15 protein-coding genes are annotated in these 16,168 nt (G+C 63.8%); 5 read left to right on the forward strand and 10 right to left on the reverse strand.

Features of this window, described 5'->3' with window-relative positions; genetic code table 11:
- Positions 1–5 precede the first annotated feature (5 nt).
- Complete coding sequence (locus LRM18_RS02690) at positions 6–248, forward strand: hypothetical protein (RefSeq protein ID WP_064238542.1); 243 nt, start codon at positions 6–8, stop codon at positions 246–248.
- Here LRM18_RS02690 and LRM18_RS02695 read toward each other — a convergent pair.
- The 4 genes from LRM18_RS02695 to LRM18_RS02710 all read right to left on the reverse strand — a co-directional run bounded on the left by LRM18_RS02695 (position 224) and on the right by LRM18_RS02710 (position 3,747).
- Entirely contained in the window at positions 224–892 is a 669-nt protein-coding gene (locus LRM18_RS02695) for a carboxymuconolactone decarboxylase family protein (RefSeq protein WP_270950853.1), read from the reverse strand. The two genes, LRM18_RS02690 and LRM18_RS02695, sit on opposite strands and share 25 nt — an antisense overlap.
- Before the next feature lie 106 nt (positions 893–998).
- The gene (locus LRM18_RS02700; RefSeq protein WP_270950855.1) at positions 999–1,346 is read right to left on the reverse strand and encodes a cyclophilin-like fold protein; all 348 of its coding nucleotides are present in this window, start codon (positions 1,344–1,346) and stop codon (positions 999–1,001) included.
- Between the two features lie 134 nt (positions 1,347–1,480).
- On the reverse strand, positions 1,481–2,692 hold the full coding sequence (locus LRM18_RS02705) for an MFS transporter (RefSeq protein ID WP_270950857.1): 1,212 nt from the start codon (positions 2,690–2,692) through the stop codon (positions 1,481–1,483).
- Positions 2,689–3,747 carry an alpha/beta hydrolase gene (locus LRM18_RS02710; protein WP_270950859.1) on the reverse strand — a complete coding sequence of 353 codons (1,059 nt, stop codon included), beginning with the start codon at positions 3,745–3,747 and terminating at the stop codon, positions 2,689–2,691. Before LRM18_RS02710 ends, LRM18_RS02705 begins: the two co-directional genes overlap by 4 nt.
- A 110-nt stretch (positions 3,748–3,857) precedes the next feature.
- On the opposite strand from LRM18_RS02710, the gene LRM18_RS02715 reads away from it, so the two are divergent.
- Entirely contained in the window at positions 3,858–4,751 is an 894-nt protein-coding gene (locus LRM18_RS02715) for a LysR family transcriptional regulator (RefSeq protein WP_270950861.1), read from the forward strand.
- Between the two features lie 279 nt (positions 4,752–5,030).
- On the opposite strand, the gene LRM18_RS02720 is transcribed toward LRM18_RS02715, so the two are convergent.
- Complete coding sequence (locus LRM18_RS02720) at positions 5,031–5,969, reverse strand: leucine-rich repeat domain-containing protein (RefSeq protein ID WP_130768049.1); 939 nt, start codon at positions 5,967–5,969, stop codon at positions 5,031–5,033.
- Positions 5,970–6,812: 843 nt separating this feature from the next.
- Between LRM18_RS02720 and LRM18_RS02725 the strand changes: the two genes are divergently transcribed.
- Together LRM18_RS02725 and LRM18_RS02730 are read left to right on the forward strand one after the other, a co-directional pair.
- Entirely contained in the window at positions 6,813–7,169 is a 357-nt protein-coding gene (locus tag LRM18_RS02725) for a hypothetical protein (protein ID WP_080473189.1), read from the forward strand.
- Positions 7,170–7,250: 81 nt separating this feature from the next.
- Positions 7,251–7,640, forward strand: coding sequence for a hypothetical protein (locus LRM18_RS02730; RefSeq protein ID WP_223224787.1), 390 nt, complete (start codon positions 7,251–7,253; stop codon positions 7,638–7,640).
- 17 nt (positions 7,641–7,657) lie between these two features.
- Here LRM18_RS02730 and LRM18_RS02735 read toward each other — a convergent pair whose 3' ends face one another.
- From LRM18_RS02735 to LRM18_RS02745, 3 genes are all read right to left on the reverse strand, one after another.
- Complete coding sequence (locus LRM18_RS02735; protein WP_270950868.1) at positions 7,658–8,389, reverse strand: hypothetical protein; 732 nt, start codon at positions 8,387–8,389, stop codon at positions 7,658–7,660.
- A gap of 79 nt (positions 8,390–8,468) precedes the next feature.
- Positions 8,469–8,945: a nuclear transport factor 2 family protein gene (locus LRM18_RS02740; protein ID WP_270950870.1), complete on the reverse strand. Its 477-nt coding sequence runs from the start codon at positions 8,943–8,945 to the stop codon at positions 8,469–8,471.
- A 62-nt stretch (positions 8,946–9,007) separates the two neighbouring features.
- Complete coding sequence (locus LRM18_RS02745) at positions 9,008–9,577, reverse strand: TetR family transcriptional regulator (protein ID WP_270950872.1); 570 nt, start codon at positions 9,575–9,577, stop codon at positions 9,008–9,010.
- Positions 9,578–9,745: 168 nt separating this feature from the next.
- On the opposite strand from LRM18_RS02745, the gene LRM18_RS02750 reads away from it, so the two are divergent.
- Positions 9,746–10,699, forward strand: a complete 954-nt coding sequence (locus LRM18_RS02750) for an alpha/beta hydrolase (RefSeq protein WP_134966731.1) — start codon at positions 9,746–9,748, stop codon at positions 10,697–10,699.
- A gap of 54 nt (positions 10,700–10,753) precedes the next feature.
- Here the strand turns inward: LRM18_RS02750 and LRM18_RS02755 are convergent, their stop codons facing one another.
- Complete coding sequence (locus LRM18_RS02755; protein WP_270950877.1) at positions 10,754–11,950, reverse strand: GAF domain-containing sensor histidine kinase; 1,197 nt, start codon at positions 11,948–11,950, stop codon at positions 10,754–10,756.
- A 150-nt stretch (positions 11,951–12,100) separates the two neighbouring features.
- Positions 12,101–15,928, reverse strand: coding sequence for an autotransporter outer membrane beta-barrel domain-containing protein (locus LRM18_RS02760; RefSeq protein WP_270950879.1), 3,828 nt, complete (start codon positions 15,926–15,928; stop codon positions 12,101–12,103).
- Positions 15,929–16,168 lie beyond the last annotated feature (240 nt).

Consider the following 16,168-nt stretch of genomic DNA (forward strand, 5'->3'; position numbering starts at 1 on the left):
GATGCATGCACATCCGGCATCGCCCGGACGGAGCGATCCATGCCTGGGAGTTCGAAGAAAAGGGCAAGGAATTCACCGTGCGCGGCGACGAGCCGTTGGTCTTCAACAGCATGACCCACGTCATCAATGCCGCACTGGATGGCTTGGGCTTGGCATACGCACCGGAACCGCTGGTGGCCGAGCACATCGCGCAAGGCAGGCCGAAGGAGCACTTTCCCGACCATCATTCTTTTCGAACCTCAAGCTGACGTTGAATCGCGACGCGAACACGTTCGGCAGCATCGAGGCTGACGCGCTCCTCAAGCACATCGGCCAGATCGTACAGCTGCTCCGGCCGCAGGCCGATGTTCATGCTGATTCCAATGTGGGACTGCAATTGGGGCTCCACCCCGTACATGGCGGCCAGCATGCTGACCGTAGCCAATTCGCGCCTTTGCCAATCAAGATTGTCGCGCTCGAAGATGTCGCCGAAGAGGTGCGTACGGAGGTATTGATTTGCTTGCGGGGCAAAATCGAACAAAGGCCCTGAGACAGGAGCGCCGGCCAGCCTGGTCTGGTTTGCCGTGCCTGCAGCGAGCAAGGCATCGCCTGTGGGAATCGGCTTGCGGGGCTCGCGGCCGGCGTCATCCTGGATGCCCTGCTGTCTACGCGCATCCGCCACCTTCATCAGTTCGCTCAACGCGTTCAGGCTCCGAGGAAACCCCGCATAAGCGTAGAGCTGCATCAGGACCTCTCGCGTTTCGGCCAGACTCAATCCCGCGTCCAGGCCCTGGTTCAACGCCTGATGAAGGCCATCCAAGTCGCCGGCCGCTGCGAAGGCGCCGATCGGAATGATGGCTTTCCGGCGCGGATCCAGTTCAGTTGTGGGGGCTTGATTTGATTTGGTGTGCATCGCTATTCCTTCGTGTGCGAAAGCCATCTGACCTGGAACGGCAGCAAGCGTCGCCGCGCCCAGCAGATTGGCAAGAAGGCTGGGCCCCAAGATAGGCAGCCAGCCTCTAGAACGACTCAATGCGGACCTCCACGGCCCCGGTCTTGCGAAGGAGCTGCAGCCCTCCTTCGATGCGACCCAGCCTTACGAGACCCTTTGAATAGCCAAAAGGCCTGTGAAAAATCGCCAGGTTTCCCCAAGGCGCATAGAAGGCCATATCACCTGCCACGGGCGTGATTCCCTTCGGCTCGCCCTCCACGTTCAGACTGCGCGGCAGCTGCGCAATCTTCTCAGTCGCGGCGTAGTCTTCAAGTTGCAGGGTCAGCGGCAACTGAGCAATGAACTCGCGTGCAGGAAGCCTGTCCTCCAGGGTGGCTGACAGCACTTGATCATTGATGATCAGTCGAATTTTCATGGGATGACTCTCCTGATTGGCCTCAGTTCTGGCGGCAGCGACGGCTGGATGATCGGGCGCGGCTGAGCAAGCTGCTACCACCCCAAAAGCAGCGAGGAGCACGAGCAGCTTCGCCGTTATCGAAGTGAGGCGTGTCATCGCTTCGGAGCCCCTGTGGCAATCGCCGCAGCTGACGTGTGCACCTCTTCAGCCGCAGTGGCGTAGGCAAGCAGCGCGGCAAACAACAGGATGCCCGCACTCGCCATGAACGTGCTGGCAAAGCCAAGGCTGTCGAACAGCAGCCCGCCGAGGGTGGCACCCAGCGCAATGGAGCACTGAACCACCGCAACCATCAGCCCGCCGCCGGCCTCGGCGTTGTCGGTGAAGGTGCGCGCCAGCCAGCTCCACCAGCCGACCGGTGCGGACGTGGCCAGCAGACCCCACGCCGAGAGCAGTGCGGCGGTCGGCCAAAGATGGGGCCCGAGTGGAACCAGAGTGACGGCAATCAGCGCCATGAGCGCGGGAACAATCACCAGCGTGCGGTAGAGCCCGCGCCTGATGAATGCCCCGATGGCAAGTGTGCCCACGAAACCACTCACTCCGATCGCCAGCAGAACCCACGGAACAGCAGGTACCCCAGCATGCGTGACCCGCTCCAGGAACGGCCGCACGTAGGTGAACAGGGCAAACTGCCCCATGAAGAACGCAGCGCAGGCCATCATGCCCAGTGCCACCACGCGTCGTCGCAGCAACACGACGACCCCGCCGTGTGATCGGCCCTCCTCCGCTTCCATGGACGGCAGACAAACCCACTGCCAGGCCAGGGCGACAGCTGCCACCGGCAGAAGACAGAGGAATGCGCCGCGCCATCCGATCATGCTGCCGAGATAGCTGCCCAGTGGTGCCGCAATGACCGTTGCAAGGGCGTTGCCACTGTTGAATATCGCCAAGGCTCGCGGGACCTCGGCCTCCGGTACCAGCCGCATCGCGGTTGCGGCGGACAATGACCAGAAACCGCCGATCACTACGCCGATCAGCGCACGGCCTGTCATGTAGACCGGATAGTTCTGGGCCAGCGCTACCACCAGTCCCGACACCGCCATCAACGCCGTGAGGGACAACAGCAACGTTCTGCGGTTCACGCTACCCGCCAATCGCGAGATCGACAGGCTGGTCAACACCGCAAATACACCCGAAATGGCAATGCCGTAGCCGGCAAGGCCCTCACTCACGCCCAGGTCTGCTGCCAAGGGAGTGAGCAGGCTCACGGGCATGAATTCCGAGGCGATCAACGCGAAGACGCACAGCGTCATTGCGAGCACGCCGCCCCAGTTGGCGCGATGTGCGGGGGCGTCGGTGCGGCTCATTTCCCGGCCAGGCCGCGCTGGAAGAACGTGGCCAGCTTGTCAAAGGGAATCAGCTGGATGCGGTCGTACAGATCCACGTGGCCGGCACCCTTTACCCAGTAGATCTCCTTCGGCTGCCCTGCCCTTCGGTAGGCGTCCTCGCTGAACTCGCGGGAATGCGCGACGTCGCCGGAGACGAAGAGCATTGGTCGGGGCGAGATCGTCTCGATGTCGTTGAAGGGATAGAAGTTCATGAATTTGACCAGGCTGCTGAAGAGCGGCTGGGTTGTCAGTTCGGCCTTGTCACCCTTTGGCGTATAGGCGCCGCGCGGGGTGCGGTAGAAGTCGAAGAACTCACGCTGGATGGCGGGCGTGTCAGCATCGAGGTGGTTCACGGTGCCAGGCACGAACACCTGCGCCCCGCCATTGAATTCGGCCAGACGCTGATCTGCCGCGGACTGGATCACCGCCTTGCGCTGCTCCAGCGACTGGCCACTGTTCAGCCCCTGCCGTGCCGCCGCACCCATGTCGTACATGCTGACCGTGGCGATGGCCTTGATGCGTGGGTCGATCTTGGCGGCACTGATTACAAAGCTGCCGCTGCCACAGATGCCCAAGCCGCCGATGCGGTCCGGGTCCACAAATGACTGCGTGCTCAGGAAATCCACGGCCGCACTGATGTCGTCCGAATAGATTTCCGGCGCCACCAGGTGTCGCGGTGCGCCGCCACTCTCGCCCCAGAAGGAAAGATCGATCGCCAGCGTGACGAAGCCCTGCTCGGCCAGCTTCTGCGCATAGAGCTGGGAACTCTGCTCCTTCACTGCGCCCATCGGGTGGCCAACGACCACTGCGGGGGCGCGGCTGCCGTCGGGCAGGCCTCGAGGGCGGTAAAGCGTACCCACCACCTGCATCTCGTACTGGTTGTGGAAGCTCACGCGCTCCCCCTTGACCGTGGGGCTGCGGTAGAAGTTGTCGGATCCATGGGGCGGGGCCGGCACCGGTGCGTCAGCGGCCATGGCCGAAGCTGGAACGTAGAGGCTGGCGAGCAGCGCCAGTAACAGCGTGGTGCGTTTCATGGGCGTATGGCCTCGGTTGGGGACACGGGTCGCCACGATAGGCCCCAGCCCCTATATCGATAAGCCGGTTGAAAGTTGATGCATTACTGAGTTGCGCTCACAATTGACCCATGAGCACCGTGAAAACCCATGACCTGCAAGCGTTCCTGGTAGTGGCGCAGGAGCAGAGTTTCACCAAGGCGGCGGTTCGTCTTGGGGTAACGCCCTCTGCGCTGAGCCATTCGATGCGCCTGCTGGAAGAGCGCCTGGGAATTCGCCTGCTCGCGCGGACCACGCGCAATGTCTCTCCTACTGAAGCGGGCGAGCGCCTGATGCGCTCCATCGCACCACATTTCGAGGCCATCGGTGCCAGCGTGGAGGCGCTGGGCGACCTGCGCGACCGCCCAGCTGGAACGCTACGAATCTCCTGCACGGATGACTCCATGGAGACCATCATCCGTCCGCGGCTTGCCGGATTCCTGGACGCATACCCGGACATTACGCTTGAGTTCTACGTAGATTACGGCTTTACCAATGTGGTGGAGCAGCGCTTCGATGCGGGCATCCGGCTCGGAGAGGCACTGAGCAAGGACATGGTTGCTGTCAGGGTCGGCCCCGATTGGCGTCTGGTCGTGGTGGGCTCACCCGACTACTTCGAGAAGTATCCGAAGCCGAAGAAGCCTGCCGACATTACGCGCCACCGCTGCATCCATATCCGACATCGCCCAAACGGTGCCATCTATGCGTGGGAGTTCGAAGAGAAGGGCAAGGAATTCACCGTGCGCGGCGACGGGCCGTTGGTCTTCAACAGCATGACCCACGTTATCAATGCCGCACTGGATGGCTTGGGCTTGGCATATGCACCGGAACCGCTGGTGGCCGAGCACATCGCGCAAGGCAGGTTGGTGGCAGTGCTGGACAGGTGGTGCGTCCCCTTCCCCGGCTATCACCTTTACTACCCGAACCGTCGGCAGCCGTCGCCGGCATTTGCAGCGCTGGTTTCGTGGTGGAAGCTGGATAGGTGATGTTGGGCGCAGTGCAGCTCCCCTAAATTGTCCTGCATGCGCTGGAAATGGGCACCCGCGGCACCCCCGATGAACATCCCGAATCCTCGCACTATTTGAGATTGTCGAGCGATGTCTCACTTTCCAGGGAGGATTTGGCGAATTGCGCCAAACGATCCGATACGACGTCGCCTCGATATCTCAATCTACAGTGAGTTGCGGCAGACGCTTGCGTCCTACGTGCCATCCCCGCACAACAAGCTTGCGTAACGAGCACAGGCCGCCCACTGTGCGGCGGAACTACTGCGCTCCTACTGCAGCTTGCGCTGCGGCTTCCGCTGCGGCCTTCTTGAGATTCAGCTTGGCTATCCGGGCCCTAACCCCACCTTCCCGATCACCAAGACGTTCAAGGACCTGGCGTTCGCTGAGCGTAAAGTGCTTCTTCCTTGTGAATGCTACGTGCGCCAGCGTCGGATGATCCACAAGGGAAGTCATGTCGCCATCGAGCACGTCCGTTTCCAGGAAAACAAAGCTCTGCAAAGAACACAAGCGACCGACGAACCGCACGTGATCGAGAGGTGAGCATTTCATGTACGTCAGGTTGAGCAGGTGCTCACCCCTCACCAGATCCGCAAAACCGCGGACGATATTGCAGTGTTCGAAACGCAGGTCACGAAGTTCCTTAAGGTCACCGATCGGATCGATGCATTCGAGCTTCGGCGCGTAACTGACGGAGAGTTCGCGTAGGCCCCGCATCGTCTCGAGCCCTTTCAGACTCTGCAGCCGATTGGAATAGAGCGAGAGCTTCTCCAGTGCGGGCAGGACGGACAACTCCGAGACGTCACCTGATGCTGATCTGAACCCGCCCAGTGCCAAGCCCTTCAAACGGTCAAGGCCTGCGTCGACGCGAAATTCTCTGGTCCACGGTTGCCCCAGCGATTCGAGCCTCGTGAAGGGCCTAATGTCGTCGATGGCGTTTGGCCCAGCGTTGGTGAAGAAGTGCTCCAGCCACTCAGCGTTCCCGCGCAGGACAGACAAATCGACTCTGTCAAACAGCATCAAGTGGAGATCGGCTACAGGAAAGAAGGCCTCAATGAAATCGATGCTCTTGAGGCCAGGGTTCTCACGATCCGAAATGCCGAGTTGCGTGTACCGCCCAGTTCGCCACAGCTCTACGCATTGGGATACGTGCTCCGCGTCCACGTAAAGCGTTCGGCCTTGCAGTTCGAATTCGAACACTGAATCAACCACTCGTGTCCGTCCGGGCATGGCAGCTTGATCGCTTTTCATCGCGGCTAGTCTGCCACGACCCGCGACTCACCGAATAGCGCGACCCTCGGGAGGTCGAGCGCCTAAGATGTAAGTACCCGTGAGACTTCGAAGGCTTCGCCCCTCGACGGGATTGAAGGCTGTTAATGTGATGCGTCACGATCGGGCGCCACTACCTATTGGCACACCATCAACACTTGCGTTCCAGCCGTCACATGGATGATCAGGCATTCGCGGCAGCCCAGTCGCCCAGCGCCCGCGCCGGGATCGAGCGCGGGTGAACGAGGAAACGACGCAGCCGCTCGCCGCCCGCAAGTCGAACGACTGGTGGCGCAGCAACTGGTCACTGAACGCGAGCCTGGCGACCTTTGGTAGTCCTGTCGCATCTGCCTCGCTCACGACCCCGCCGGGCGAATGCCGACACCCGCCAGGCGTGCACCCACGACATCGACAACAGCCTTGCGGCGCAAGGCCCCAGCCTCATTGCGCCGCATGCAACGATTCTGAAAATGTTGAAAGTGGTGTCGGCATCAGCCCTACTGCGTTGGCATCGTGCACAGCCAGGGGTATTCCTGTTCATGCCACCGAAAACGGGTGGCCGAGGCCTCGAAATCCTCGGTTGTGCAAGAGAAGTATGCGCTTGCCAGCCGGCACCACGTTCTGTGGTGCCGGCTGGCAATCCGTCGGCCGGCTATGGCGGGCGGTGCGTGGGGGCCTTGTGCCCGCCGGGAAGATTGCACACCGGATTTCGAGCCCCGCACCGTCCGCCACCTTTATCGGTGGCGGCTTCTGCATGCACGCAAGGAGCCAGTCATGAACCCGCCCCACTCCCCTGCCCCGCACCCGATCCACGACGCCTCCGCGAATGGCTCTGCGTTGGACCCGAACACGCTCATCGCCCTGCTGCACAGCATCGGCTCTGGCGCCGCCTCGGATGGCCAGCCCTGGCCTGAACGCCATCAGATGCCCGGCCGACGCATCGCGCTGGCGGATACCGATTGCTCGCTGGCTGGGCTACGCGTGGTGCTGGAGATCCTGCTGGCCGCGCAGCGTGCCCGCGAGAACGGCGAACTGGAACAGTACGTCGGTCCGCGGGTGATGGAGGGCCTGATCATGGCCGGACTCGGCCTCGCCGCACACGCCAGTACGCGCCTCCATCCGGAAGGGTGAGTGGCAGGGTGCCGATGGGCGGCCACGGCGCTGTGCCTCCTGGCGCTAGTCGCGTCGCCAACGCAGTGGCTTGCCCCGCCCGTGCCTTCGCCCATCGGGTTCCAGAACATCCCCGACGATCGCTTCCTGCAACTGCGCCGCCAAGCGATGCAGTTCGTGGAAGCTCGGTCACGACAGGGCTATCAATTCGTCGATCAGCGTGAGGGCGCCGCTTTGCAAATCTATTGCCGCGACGTTCCGGTGCTGTGGCTGGAGAGGCACCCGAATTATCTGCTGTTGCGGGTATCACTGGATGCCCGGCAGCGGGCGCCGGCCGTTGTGCAGTTGCGGGCCCTTCTTCAATGGCAGATGGAACCTTTGGGCGTTCTGCAGCAGGCGCTGGCCGGGGTGCCTGAGCCTGTTCTGATGGAGCGGGCGCTGCGGGTTGTTGCTGCTGAGGTACCTGATGGGGCGCGATGTCGCCCGCAGTAGCCGAGCGTGGCTCGGCTCTACAGGGACGTTGGTTGCGAGGGTTCGAGTTCGTGGATGGAGCCTTCAAGCAGGGCGACGTAGGTGTCCAGGCGCGAACGCAGCCCGATCAATAGCCATCCTGTGAGGTATAGCAGTACGAGGGCGTAGATGATGAAAGCACCCAGCGCGCCAACATCAAAGGCGCTGCTCCAGTCACCCCATCTCCATTGGCGGAACTGCAGATAGAGGGCAATCAAGAGTGGGAATGGCCCAAGGCGCTGCAGCCCTCCGTACATTAATCCCATGCGCTCGATCATGCTGGATCGCAAGTGGCTGACATACTTGAGGCGGCGCTCACGCTCGACTCTGGGAAACTTCCGAAGCTCGCCGATCACCGCTTGCCACTGTGTAAATTCGCCATCCATTTCCTGCGCGTGCGACAGCCGTGGCTGTACGAACTGCCGGAGTCCGCGGCGGGCTGCGAGAAACCCGCCGATGACAAAACCTCCGATTTCCACCGCCAGGCAGACCCTGACCAAAACCAGTGCAGCCGTAAGCGGAAGCCATCGATCAGGCAGCTGGCTACCGAGAATGCCGATGGCGGCCGCCAGTGCGCCCACCCGGAACGCCCACGTCTCCACCCTGCCCGCTTTCGGGTAGATGCTGTGCTCAACCAGCCCCTGCACCCGCTGGTAGAGCCAGTGGAATGTCAGTTCCTGCGAATCGGTCGTTGCCGGCGGATCGACGCCGCCCCCTGCCTGCATGTCCATTGCACCCCTGCCCCGGCCGGCGCAGATGCCGGCCGCCCCATCGTACCTGAGCACGCTTCGGAAGGCGCCCCAGCGGGAATCACATACCCAGCTCCGACAACCCCGGGTGATCATCCGGGCGACGCCCCAGCGGCCAATGGAACTTGCGGTCGCTTTCCTTGATCGGCAGGTCGTTGATGCACGAGAAGCGGCGCTGCATCAGGCCGTCCTCGCCGAATTCCCAGTTTTCGTTGCCATAGGAACGGAACCAGTTGCCGGAGTCGTCGTGCCATTCGTACGCGTAGCGGACCGCAATGCGGTTTTCACTAAAGGCCCAGAGCTCCTTGATCAGGCGGTACTCGAGTTCCTTGTTCCATTTGCGTGCCAGGAACTGCCGGGCTTCCTCCCGGCCGTTGGTGAATTCGACACGGTTACGCCACTGGGTGTCGAGCGAATAGGCAAGCGCCACCTTGTCGGCATCGCGGGAATTCCAGCCATCCTCGGCAAGACGCACCTTCTGCGTGGCCGATTCGAGGGTGAACGGAGGAAGCGGCGGACGGGGTTGTTCTGCGGACACGGGGAGACCTCCAATCGAAATGGATATACGGGTTGCTTCAAAGGATCTGGCGTACCCAGGCGCTAACGCTTGGCCTGTTCCAACAACAGCTTCGCGACATCCTTCGCGGTGTCTGCGGCGTCGAGATCACCCATCACGCGCGACAGGGTGATGGCGCCTTCCATCAGGATCAGTAGCTGGCGGGCCAGGTCCGCCGGCTGCTCCACATCCAGTTGTTCGGTAAGTTCCAGCGTGTAATCGAGCAGCTTCTGCTTGTGATTCCGCGCGATCTGCCGGATCGGATCGGCCGGATCGCCGACCTCCCCCGCGGTATTGATGAACGCACACCCGCGATAGCCCTCGGACTGGAACCAGCTCTTGAGCGCGGTGAACATTCCGAGGATGCGCGCTTCCGGGCTGTCGGCCTTATCGCACTCCTGCCGGAACCAGGCCAACCAGCGCACGTCGCGCGCCTTCAACGCGGCGGCGGCCACGTCGTCCTTGCTCTCGAAGTGGCGGTAGATGCTCTTCCGCGCCACGCCCGAGGTCTTCACCAGCAGGTCCATGCCGGTGGCATGGATCCCGTTCTGATAGATCAGCGCCTCGGCCGTGGCCAGGATCTTCTGTTGCGTGTCGGTGCTGCCGTTGCTCATGGCTGCAAGGTAGAACGAGCGTTCTACCCTGTCAACAGGCAATCGCGAGCGATGGGGGCGCGCACATCCATGCAAGACGATCTATCAAGAAATCCGGACACTTCATCACCCGGGCGCCTGATCACAGGCGCAAAGTACGTCTCACCACCCACCCATGAGAGTTCCCGCATGAACACCTTCGCCCGTACGCTGGCGGTTGCCGCCCTCGCCCTCTCGGTCCAGGCCGGCCTGTCCGCGCAGGCCGCCGAACCGGCCAAGCCGGCCCCGGTCACCGCCATCGCGCGCACCGCCAGCTACATCACCACCGCCGACGGCGTGCAGCTGTACTACAAGGATTGGGGCCCGAAGGACGGCCCGGTCGTGACCTTCAGCCATGGCTGGCCGTTGAATTCGGACAGCTGGGAATCGCAGATGATCTTCCTGGCCAACCATGGCTACCGCGTCATCGCGCATGACCGTCGCGGCCACGGGCGCTCCAGCCAGCCATGGGACGGCAACGACATGGATCACTACGCCGATGACCTGGCCACGGTGATCAATACGCTGGACCTGCACGATGTGACCCTGGTGGGCTTCTCCACCGGTGGCGGCGAAGTGGCGCGCTACATCGGCCGGCACGGCACCGGGCGGGTGAAGAAGGCCGTGCTGATCAGCTCGGTGCCGCCGTTCATGCTGAAGACCGCCGACAACCCGAACGGCCTGCCGATCGAAGTATTCGACGGCATCCGCAAGGCACAGATGGAGAACCGCGCGCAGCTGTACCGCGACATTCCGTCGGGCCCGTTCTATGGCTTCAACCGCCCGGGCGCGAAGGTGTCGCAGGGGCTGATCGATGCATGGTGGGCGCAGGGCATGCAGGGCGGCCACAAGAACACCTACGATTCGATCGCCGCATTCTCGGCCACCGATTTCCGCGCCGACCTGAAGAAGTTCGATGTTCCTACCCTGGTGATCCACGGTGACGACGATCAGATCGTGCCGATCGATATCTCTGGCCGTCAGTCAGCGAAACTGATCAAGGGTGCCAGGCTGATTGTCTACCCGGGTGCGCCGCACGGCCTGACCGACACCCACAAGGACAAGGTCAACCAGGACCTGCTGACGTTCCTGCAGGAAAAGTGACTGGCCAGGGCTCCGGCGCCGTGCCGGAGCCCTCCTGTTGCCTGGCGCCCACCTTCATGTGCGCGCCGCGGTCGGCATCTGGAATGTGAACAAAGTGCCGTCGCTCTCACTCGACCGCACGTCCAGTGTTCCGCCGTGGGACTTGGCAATTTCCGATGCAATGTAGATGCCCAGGCCAAGCCCTGGCCTGGGCAGTTCGCCCTGCTCACGCGAAAACGGGCTGAAAATCGTCCCCAGCCGCTCAGGCGCAATGCAGCCGGCGTTATGCACATCCAGCGTGAGGCGATGGGATGCGGCCTGGACTCTCAGCGTGACAGGCGCGGAGCGCTCGCCGTGCTGGGCTGCGTTGGTCAGGAGGTTGGCCAGCAGCTGCGACAGCCTGCCGGGATCGCAGACCACGCTGCCCTCGATCCGCATCTGGACGTTGATGTCCTGCCGACCGGTAGCGATCGCCACTTCTTCTGCAACCTGTTCAAGCTCCGCCTGCAAGGTGTGGCTTTCCTGGAGCGAGACCGGAATGCCTCCTCCCAGCCGCCCCCTGGCGAAATCAAGCACATCACCGATGAGGCCATCCATCCGGGTGACGCCGGCAGCGATGTGCGCGAGCATCCGCTGCTGGCGCTCGGATGTCGCCTCACGTTCCAGCGAATCGGCGGCCACGCTGATGGCCTGCAGCGGGCTGCGAAGGTCATGGCCCAGTACCGCGATGAACTGATCGCGCAGATCGGAAACACGCTGTGCCGTTGAAAGTGCTGTCTCTGCCTCCAGCAGCTGATCCTCTTTGTCGAGGTAGTTGCCAACGAGGTCGGCAAGCAGCTCCATGGATCGCTGGACGTGCGCCTCATCGAAGTTGCCCGGCGACGAATCAATGGCACACAGGGTGCCGAAGAAGCTGCCATCCGGCCGATGGATCGGCACGGAGGCGTAACTCTCCAGCCCGTAGATCCTGGGCGTATGGTGTTCGGAATACAGCGGGTGTGCACTGGCGCGCGCGAACACCACGGAGGTCGATGACTGCCTGATCTCGTCACAGAGGGTGGTTTCGAGGACCAGTTGCCCGCCCGGAACGAGCCCGAACCCCAGGGTGTCGAGGGTGGCGCAGGCGGTCCACGTGGTTTCTGTCACCCGGGCAATCGCGGTGAATCTTGAGCCTGTGATATGGGCGACGGTCTCAAGGATGCGCGGCACTGCTTCAATACGACCGATCTCAGCGATGTCATTCAGCAGGTGGGGATCGGTCAGTGTGTGCATGTAGTGGCAGTCGGGCGCAGTGGTGCATCATCCCACGAATCAGCCCGGGCAGCAGGCACGCCCCTGGATGCCTGCTCGACTGCGGTGCTCGCTGGCGCGCCATCAGATGCGGGGTCGCCGCATCTGATGGCGGACACCGGCGGCTCGCCCTTACCAGCGCACCTGCAGGCCGAGGTTGCCGAACGCGCCTTCCCGGCTGGCACCACTGCCGTTGCCCATGGAGCGCTCGCGCCCACCAGAGATCTGCAGGTTGAAGCGCTCATTCAACCGGACGTTGACGCCAGCGCTCAACGACGCTCGGTTTCCACCCGCCTCCAGGGGAATCTGGTCCTTGCCGGCGTACGTCACTGCCGAGCGCGCATCCGATTCATGCCACACATCGGCGGCGAGGTACGGCGCCCACTGCACGCCGCCCGCGCTCTGGAACTGCCAGCTGCCGTTGATGCCCAGTCGCCCGCTCAGCCCCTGGGTGCTGCCAAGCGACACCTGCCCTGCAGCGTCCTGCCCTGCATCGAAACGCACCTTCTGCCAGACCAGCTGGACTTCAGGCTGCAGCGTGAACTGCCCGGTGCTGGCCTGCATGACAAACGGATAGCCGGCCTCGAGCGATGCCAGGTAGCCGTCGCCACGGGTGTTGAGGCGAACCGGGCCCGCGTTGGCGGAACCGCCGTAGCGGGTTAGCTGGACGACGGCATCCAGATAGCCGCCTCGGCTGCCAACGCCGGTCAGGGTCAAGCCAGCGCTGGTGGCCTGCAGCTCGACGTTGCCGGTCGCCCCGCGCACATAGCGGGTCCGCTCATCATTGGTATAGATGCCGTCGACCTGCACATTGCTGCTCGCGTGCGACAGGTAGCCGCCCGCCTGCCAGCGGGCGTCTGCCGACGGGGCGGTCTGCCAGAAATCACTTCCAACCTGCAGCGCGTTGAGCCTGCCCTTGGCTTCCGGCGCAACCATGGATTCGTACCGGTTGTGCAGGTCGCGGGTTGCCACACGCACCCAGGCAGCATGCGGCCTGTCGCCCGCAGCGGCGGCCTGCGCCCTGTCGCGCCGGTTACCCATCGCCAGTGCACCCAGTTCGCGCGCCAGCGGCTGGACCGTACCGTAGGTCGCCAGCTCGCGGCCGAAGATGGGCAGGGCCACCGGAGGCACCGGGTTGGTCGGATTGACCGGGTTGATCGGGTCGACCGGCTTGACCGGGTCGGTCGGATTGACCGGATCAGTCGGATCGATCGGCTTGATCGGGTCAGTCGGATTGACCGGGTCCGTCGGATCGACCGGCGGCTGCACGACGAAGGCGTTGCGCAGGTACCAGTTTTCGGCCGACTTGCCTTCCAGGTCGCCGCGGAAGAGTCCATACCCGAATGCGCCGTTTCGTGCGTAGTTTCCGAGCTTGAAGGCATCGGCCGCCGTGGTGGCGCCATTGATGGCGGCAACCACCAGGATGCCGTCCCCGACGGTGTGGCCTTCGGTGCCGCTGGTGTTGTGAACGCGCACGGTGGTGCTGCCGCTGGCGCTGCCGCCATCGATCACCAGCTGGCTGCTGGGCGATGCGTCGTCGCCCAGCCAGGTGTTCAGTTCCAGCTGCCCCTGCTGGCCCACGTAGTTGCCCTGGATGGTCAGGCGACCGTAGTCATTCCCGCTGCCCGGGCGGATCACGCCGGCGTTGACCACGTCACCGTGAATGGTGCCGTTGCCGCTCAGCATGGCATTGCTGGCCACTTCGGTTGCCGACCGGATGCTGCCATCGACCTGAAGTGCACCGGCAAGCACGCGGGTGGCACCGGTGTAGGCCTGGTCATCGGCGATGCGCAGGGTACCCGTGCCCATCTGCACCAGGCCGCCCGTTCCGCTCACCGCATTGTCCAGCAGCACGTCGTCGCTGCGGTTGAATTCCAGCCAGCCCTGATTGTCGATTGCACCGGTCACGCTGCCGCTGGTGCCACCGTTGCCCAGGCGCAACGCACCGGCCGCGATGAACGTGCCGCCGGCGTAGCGGTGGTCAGCGTCCAGCACGGTGGTGCCCGATCCGATCTGGCGCAGCGCACCATCGCCGGCGACACGCGCCGAGAGCAGGAACGTATCGTTGCGGTCCACGTCCAGGTAGGTGCCACCGGCCAGGCTGACATCGCCGCCCAGCGTGCCGCGCGAGCCGCCGTCACCGATCTGCAGGGTGCCGGCCGCCACCCGGGTGCCGCCGCTGTGCGCGACGTGGCCGGACAGCACGACAGTGCCGCCACCTGCCTGCAGCAGCTCGCCGCTGCCGGCGATGTTGGCGGACAGGGACATGCGGTCACCGCGGTTGAGGGTCAGCCGCGCGTTGTTGACGATGTCGCCCGCCACGTTGCCGGCTGCGCCGCCATCGCCCAGCACCAGTTCACCCTGTTCGATGCGGGTCATGCCGGTGTGGGTGTTGTCTGCGGTCAGGGTGAGCGCGCCGTCGCCGCGCTTGATCAGCTGACCGCCTTCGCCGTGCAGCGCCGTGGCCAGGGTGACAGCGTTGCCGTTGGTGTCCAGCACCGCGCCCTCAGCCCCCAGCGCCTCCAGTCGCGCGGAGATGTCTTCGTCGCTGCCTGCGGCCCACTGCAGGCCGCCCCCATCCAGGACAATGCGGCCGGTGCCCAGGTTGCTGCCGGACTGGAATCGGATCAGGCCCTGATCGACGCGCGTCGAGCCGCTGTAGGTGTTGGCACCGGTCAGCGCCAGCACGCCCTCGCCGGTCTTGGTCAGGGTGCCTGCATTGCCGCTGACCTGCCCACTGACGGTCATCACGGCATCATTGCCATCGACGCGGAACGCATGCTCGCCGCTCGCGGCCAGCACCACCGGAACATCAACCTGCATGTCCTGGCCTGCGGCACGGTTGCCCAGCACGCCATCGTTGAAGGTGATCACGCGCGTGCCGGCGCCGGCGCCCGCCAGGATGCTGCCAGCATGCAGCGCACCCCCGTCGAGGGAGATGTTCGAGGACACGGTCCCTCGGGTGCCGGTGCGGTTGCCCAGGGTGATGGCATTGGCAAGCACGGTGCCGCCCTCGCCAATGGAGAGGCGACCGTTCGAACCGCCGTTGCCTGCGGTGCTGCTGCGTTCGCCGATCATGATGGTGTTGGCTTCGAGCACGCCCCGGCCCAGGCTGAGGGTGCCCGTTGCGGTGGCATCGCCATAGGGCGCGCCCGCGATGTTCAGCGCGTCCACCTTTGCATCAAGCACGCCTCGGCGCAGGTCGACAGTGCCGGTGGCACCGGTGTAATTGCTGCTGTTTCCCGTACCAATGTTCCAGGTGCCTACGGCGCTCTCCCCGTCGGAGCCACGCAGGGTGAGGGTTCCGTCCGTGACCGAGTCCTGGAAGACCAGGGTGCCGCCGCTCTGGTTGCCGCCGAGCGTGATGCTGTCGGCGTTGATCGTGTTGTTCTGGCCCAGGCGCACGGTGCCTTGATTGGTCGCCGCTGCACTGATGTTGCGGCCGACATCGCCAATGCCAAGGTGCGATGCGCGGATGAGGTTGGTATCCGAAGCCAGCACGACCGTACCGGTGGTAGCCCCGGTCTGATCCCGTGAGCCGCCCATGACGCGGCCACCGACGTTGAAGTCGAGGCTGGCATTGTCGAACACGTAATGAGAGAGCCCGCTGAGGTCCAGGTTCTGGGCGGCGCGGTTCGCGGTGCCGCCGATGTAGAAGGCATTTCCCTGCTGGACCAGCGTACCGCCGTTGCCAACGACGACGCCCGTGGCGCCATTGGCAACAATGATGTCCTCGACGACCCGCGTGCCATCGGCAACATCAACCGGGGCGCCGGGGAACTGCAGCGTCTCTGCACCTGCGGCACCGCCCCATGCCAGCGCGACAGCAACGGCCAGCTGCAGCGGGCGAAGCACGGTACGGCTGCCCGCGTGGGCGCGACCGCGACGGGTGGCGAATTCGGAGGCGACGACCCATCGACCGGCGGCCGCATTCCAGACGATTGAATGAATCTTGTTCATGAGGCTCTCCTCGAAGTGAAATGAAGGCTGGAGGGCTTCCTGGAGCGTTCGGAGGAACCGAAGGGGAAGCACTCAGCGGACACTTGCGAGGTTAGTGAGGGCCACCCGGGAGTCGAATCGGACTCGTCCCAAAAGCAGGGGGACGCGGCGTTTCAGGCCTGCCCGAGGCGCTGTGGGCGTGCGCCGCCCGCCCCGGCAGATGCCACCAGGATGCGTTGCAGCGGCCATGCGTGATGGCAG

The organism is Stenotrophomonas sp. PI_27, from assembly GCF_027854495.1.
GTDB classification, from domain to species: domain Bacteria; phylum Pseudomonadota; class Gammaproteobacteria; order Xanthomonadales; family Xanthomonadaceae; genus Stenotrophomonas; species Stenotrophomonas pavanii.

Coding starts and splice junctions, on each gene's coding strand:
- LRM18_RS02700 (WP_270950855.1), bottom strand. CDS start 1,346: ATGAAAATTCGACTGATCATCAATGATCAAGTGCTGTCAGCCACCCTG.
- LRM18_RS02735 (WP_270950868.1), bottom strand. CDS start 8,389: ATGGACATGCAGGCAGGGGGCGGCGTCGATCCGCCGGCAACGACCGAT.
- LRM18_RS02690 (WP_064238542.1), top strand. CDS start 6: ATGCACATCCGGCATCGCCCGGACGGAGCGATCCATGCCTGGGAGTTC.
- LRM18_RS02755 (WP_270950877.1), bottom strand. CDS start 11,950: ATGCACACACTGACCGATCCCCACCTGCTGAATGACATCGCTGAGATC.
- LRM18_RS02710 (WP_270950859.1), bottom strand. CDS start 3,747: ATGAAACGCACCACGCTGTTACTGGCGCTGCTCGCCAGCCTCTACGTT.
- LRM18_RS02745 (WP_270950872.1), bottom strand. CDS start 9,577: ATGAGCAACGGCAGCACCGACACGCAACAGAAGATCCTGGCCACGGCC.
- LRM18_RS02750 (WP_134966731.1), top strand. CDS start 9,746: ATGAACACCTTCGCCCGTACGCTGGCGGTTGCCGCCCTCGCCCTCTCG.
- LRM18_RS02725 (WP_080473189.1), top strand. CDS start 6,813: ATGAACCCGCCCCACTCCCCTGCCCCGCACCCGATCCACGACGCCTCC.
- LRM18_RS02715 (WP_270950861.1), top strand. CDS start 3,858: ATGAGCACCGTGAAAACCCATGACCTGCAAGCGTTCCTGGTAGTGGCG.
- LRM18_RS02695 (WP_270950853.1), bottom strand. CDS start 892: ATGCACACCAAATCAAATCAAGCCCCCACAACTGAACTGGATCCGCGC.
- LRM18_RS02760 (WP_270950879.1), bottom strand. CDS start 15,928: ATGAACAAGATTCATTCAATCGTCTGGAATGCGGCCGCCGGTCGATGG.
- LRM18_RS02705 (WP_270950857.1), bottom strand. CDS start 2,692: ATGAGCCGCACCGACGCCCCCGCACATCGCGCCAACTGGGGCGGCGTG.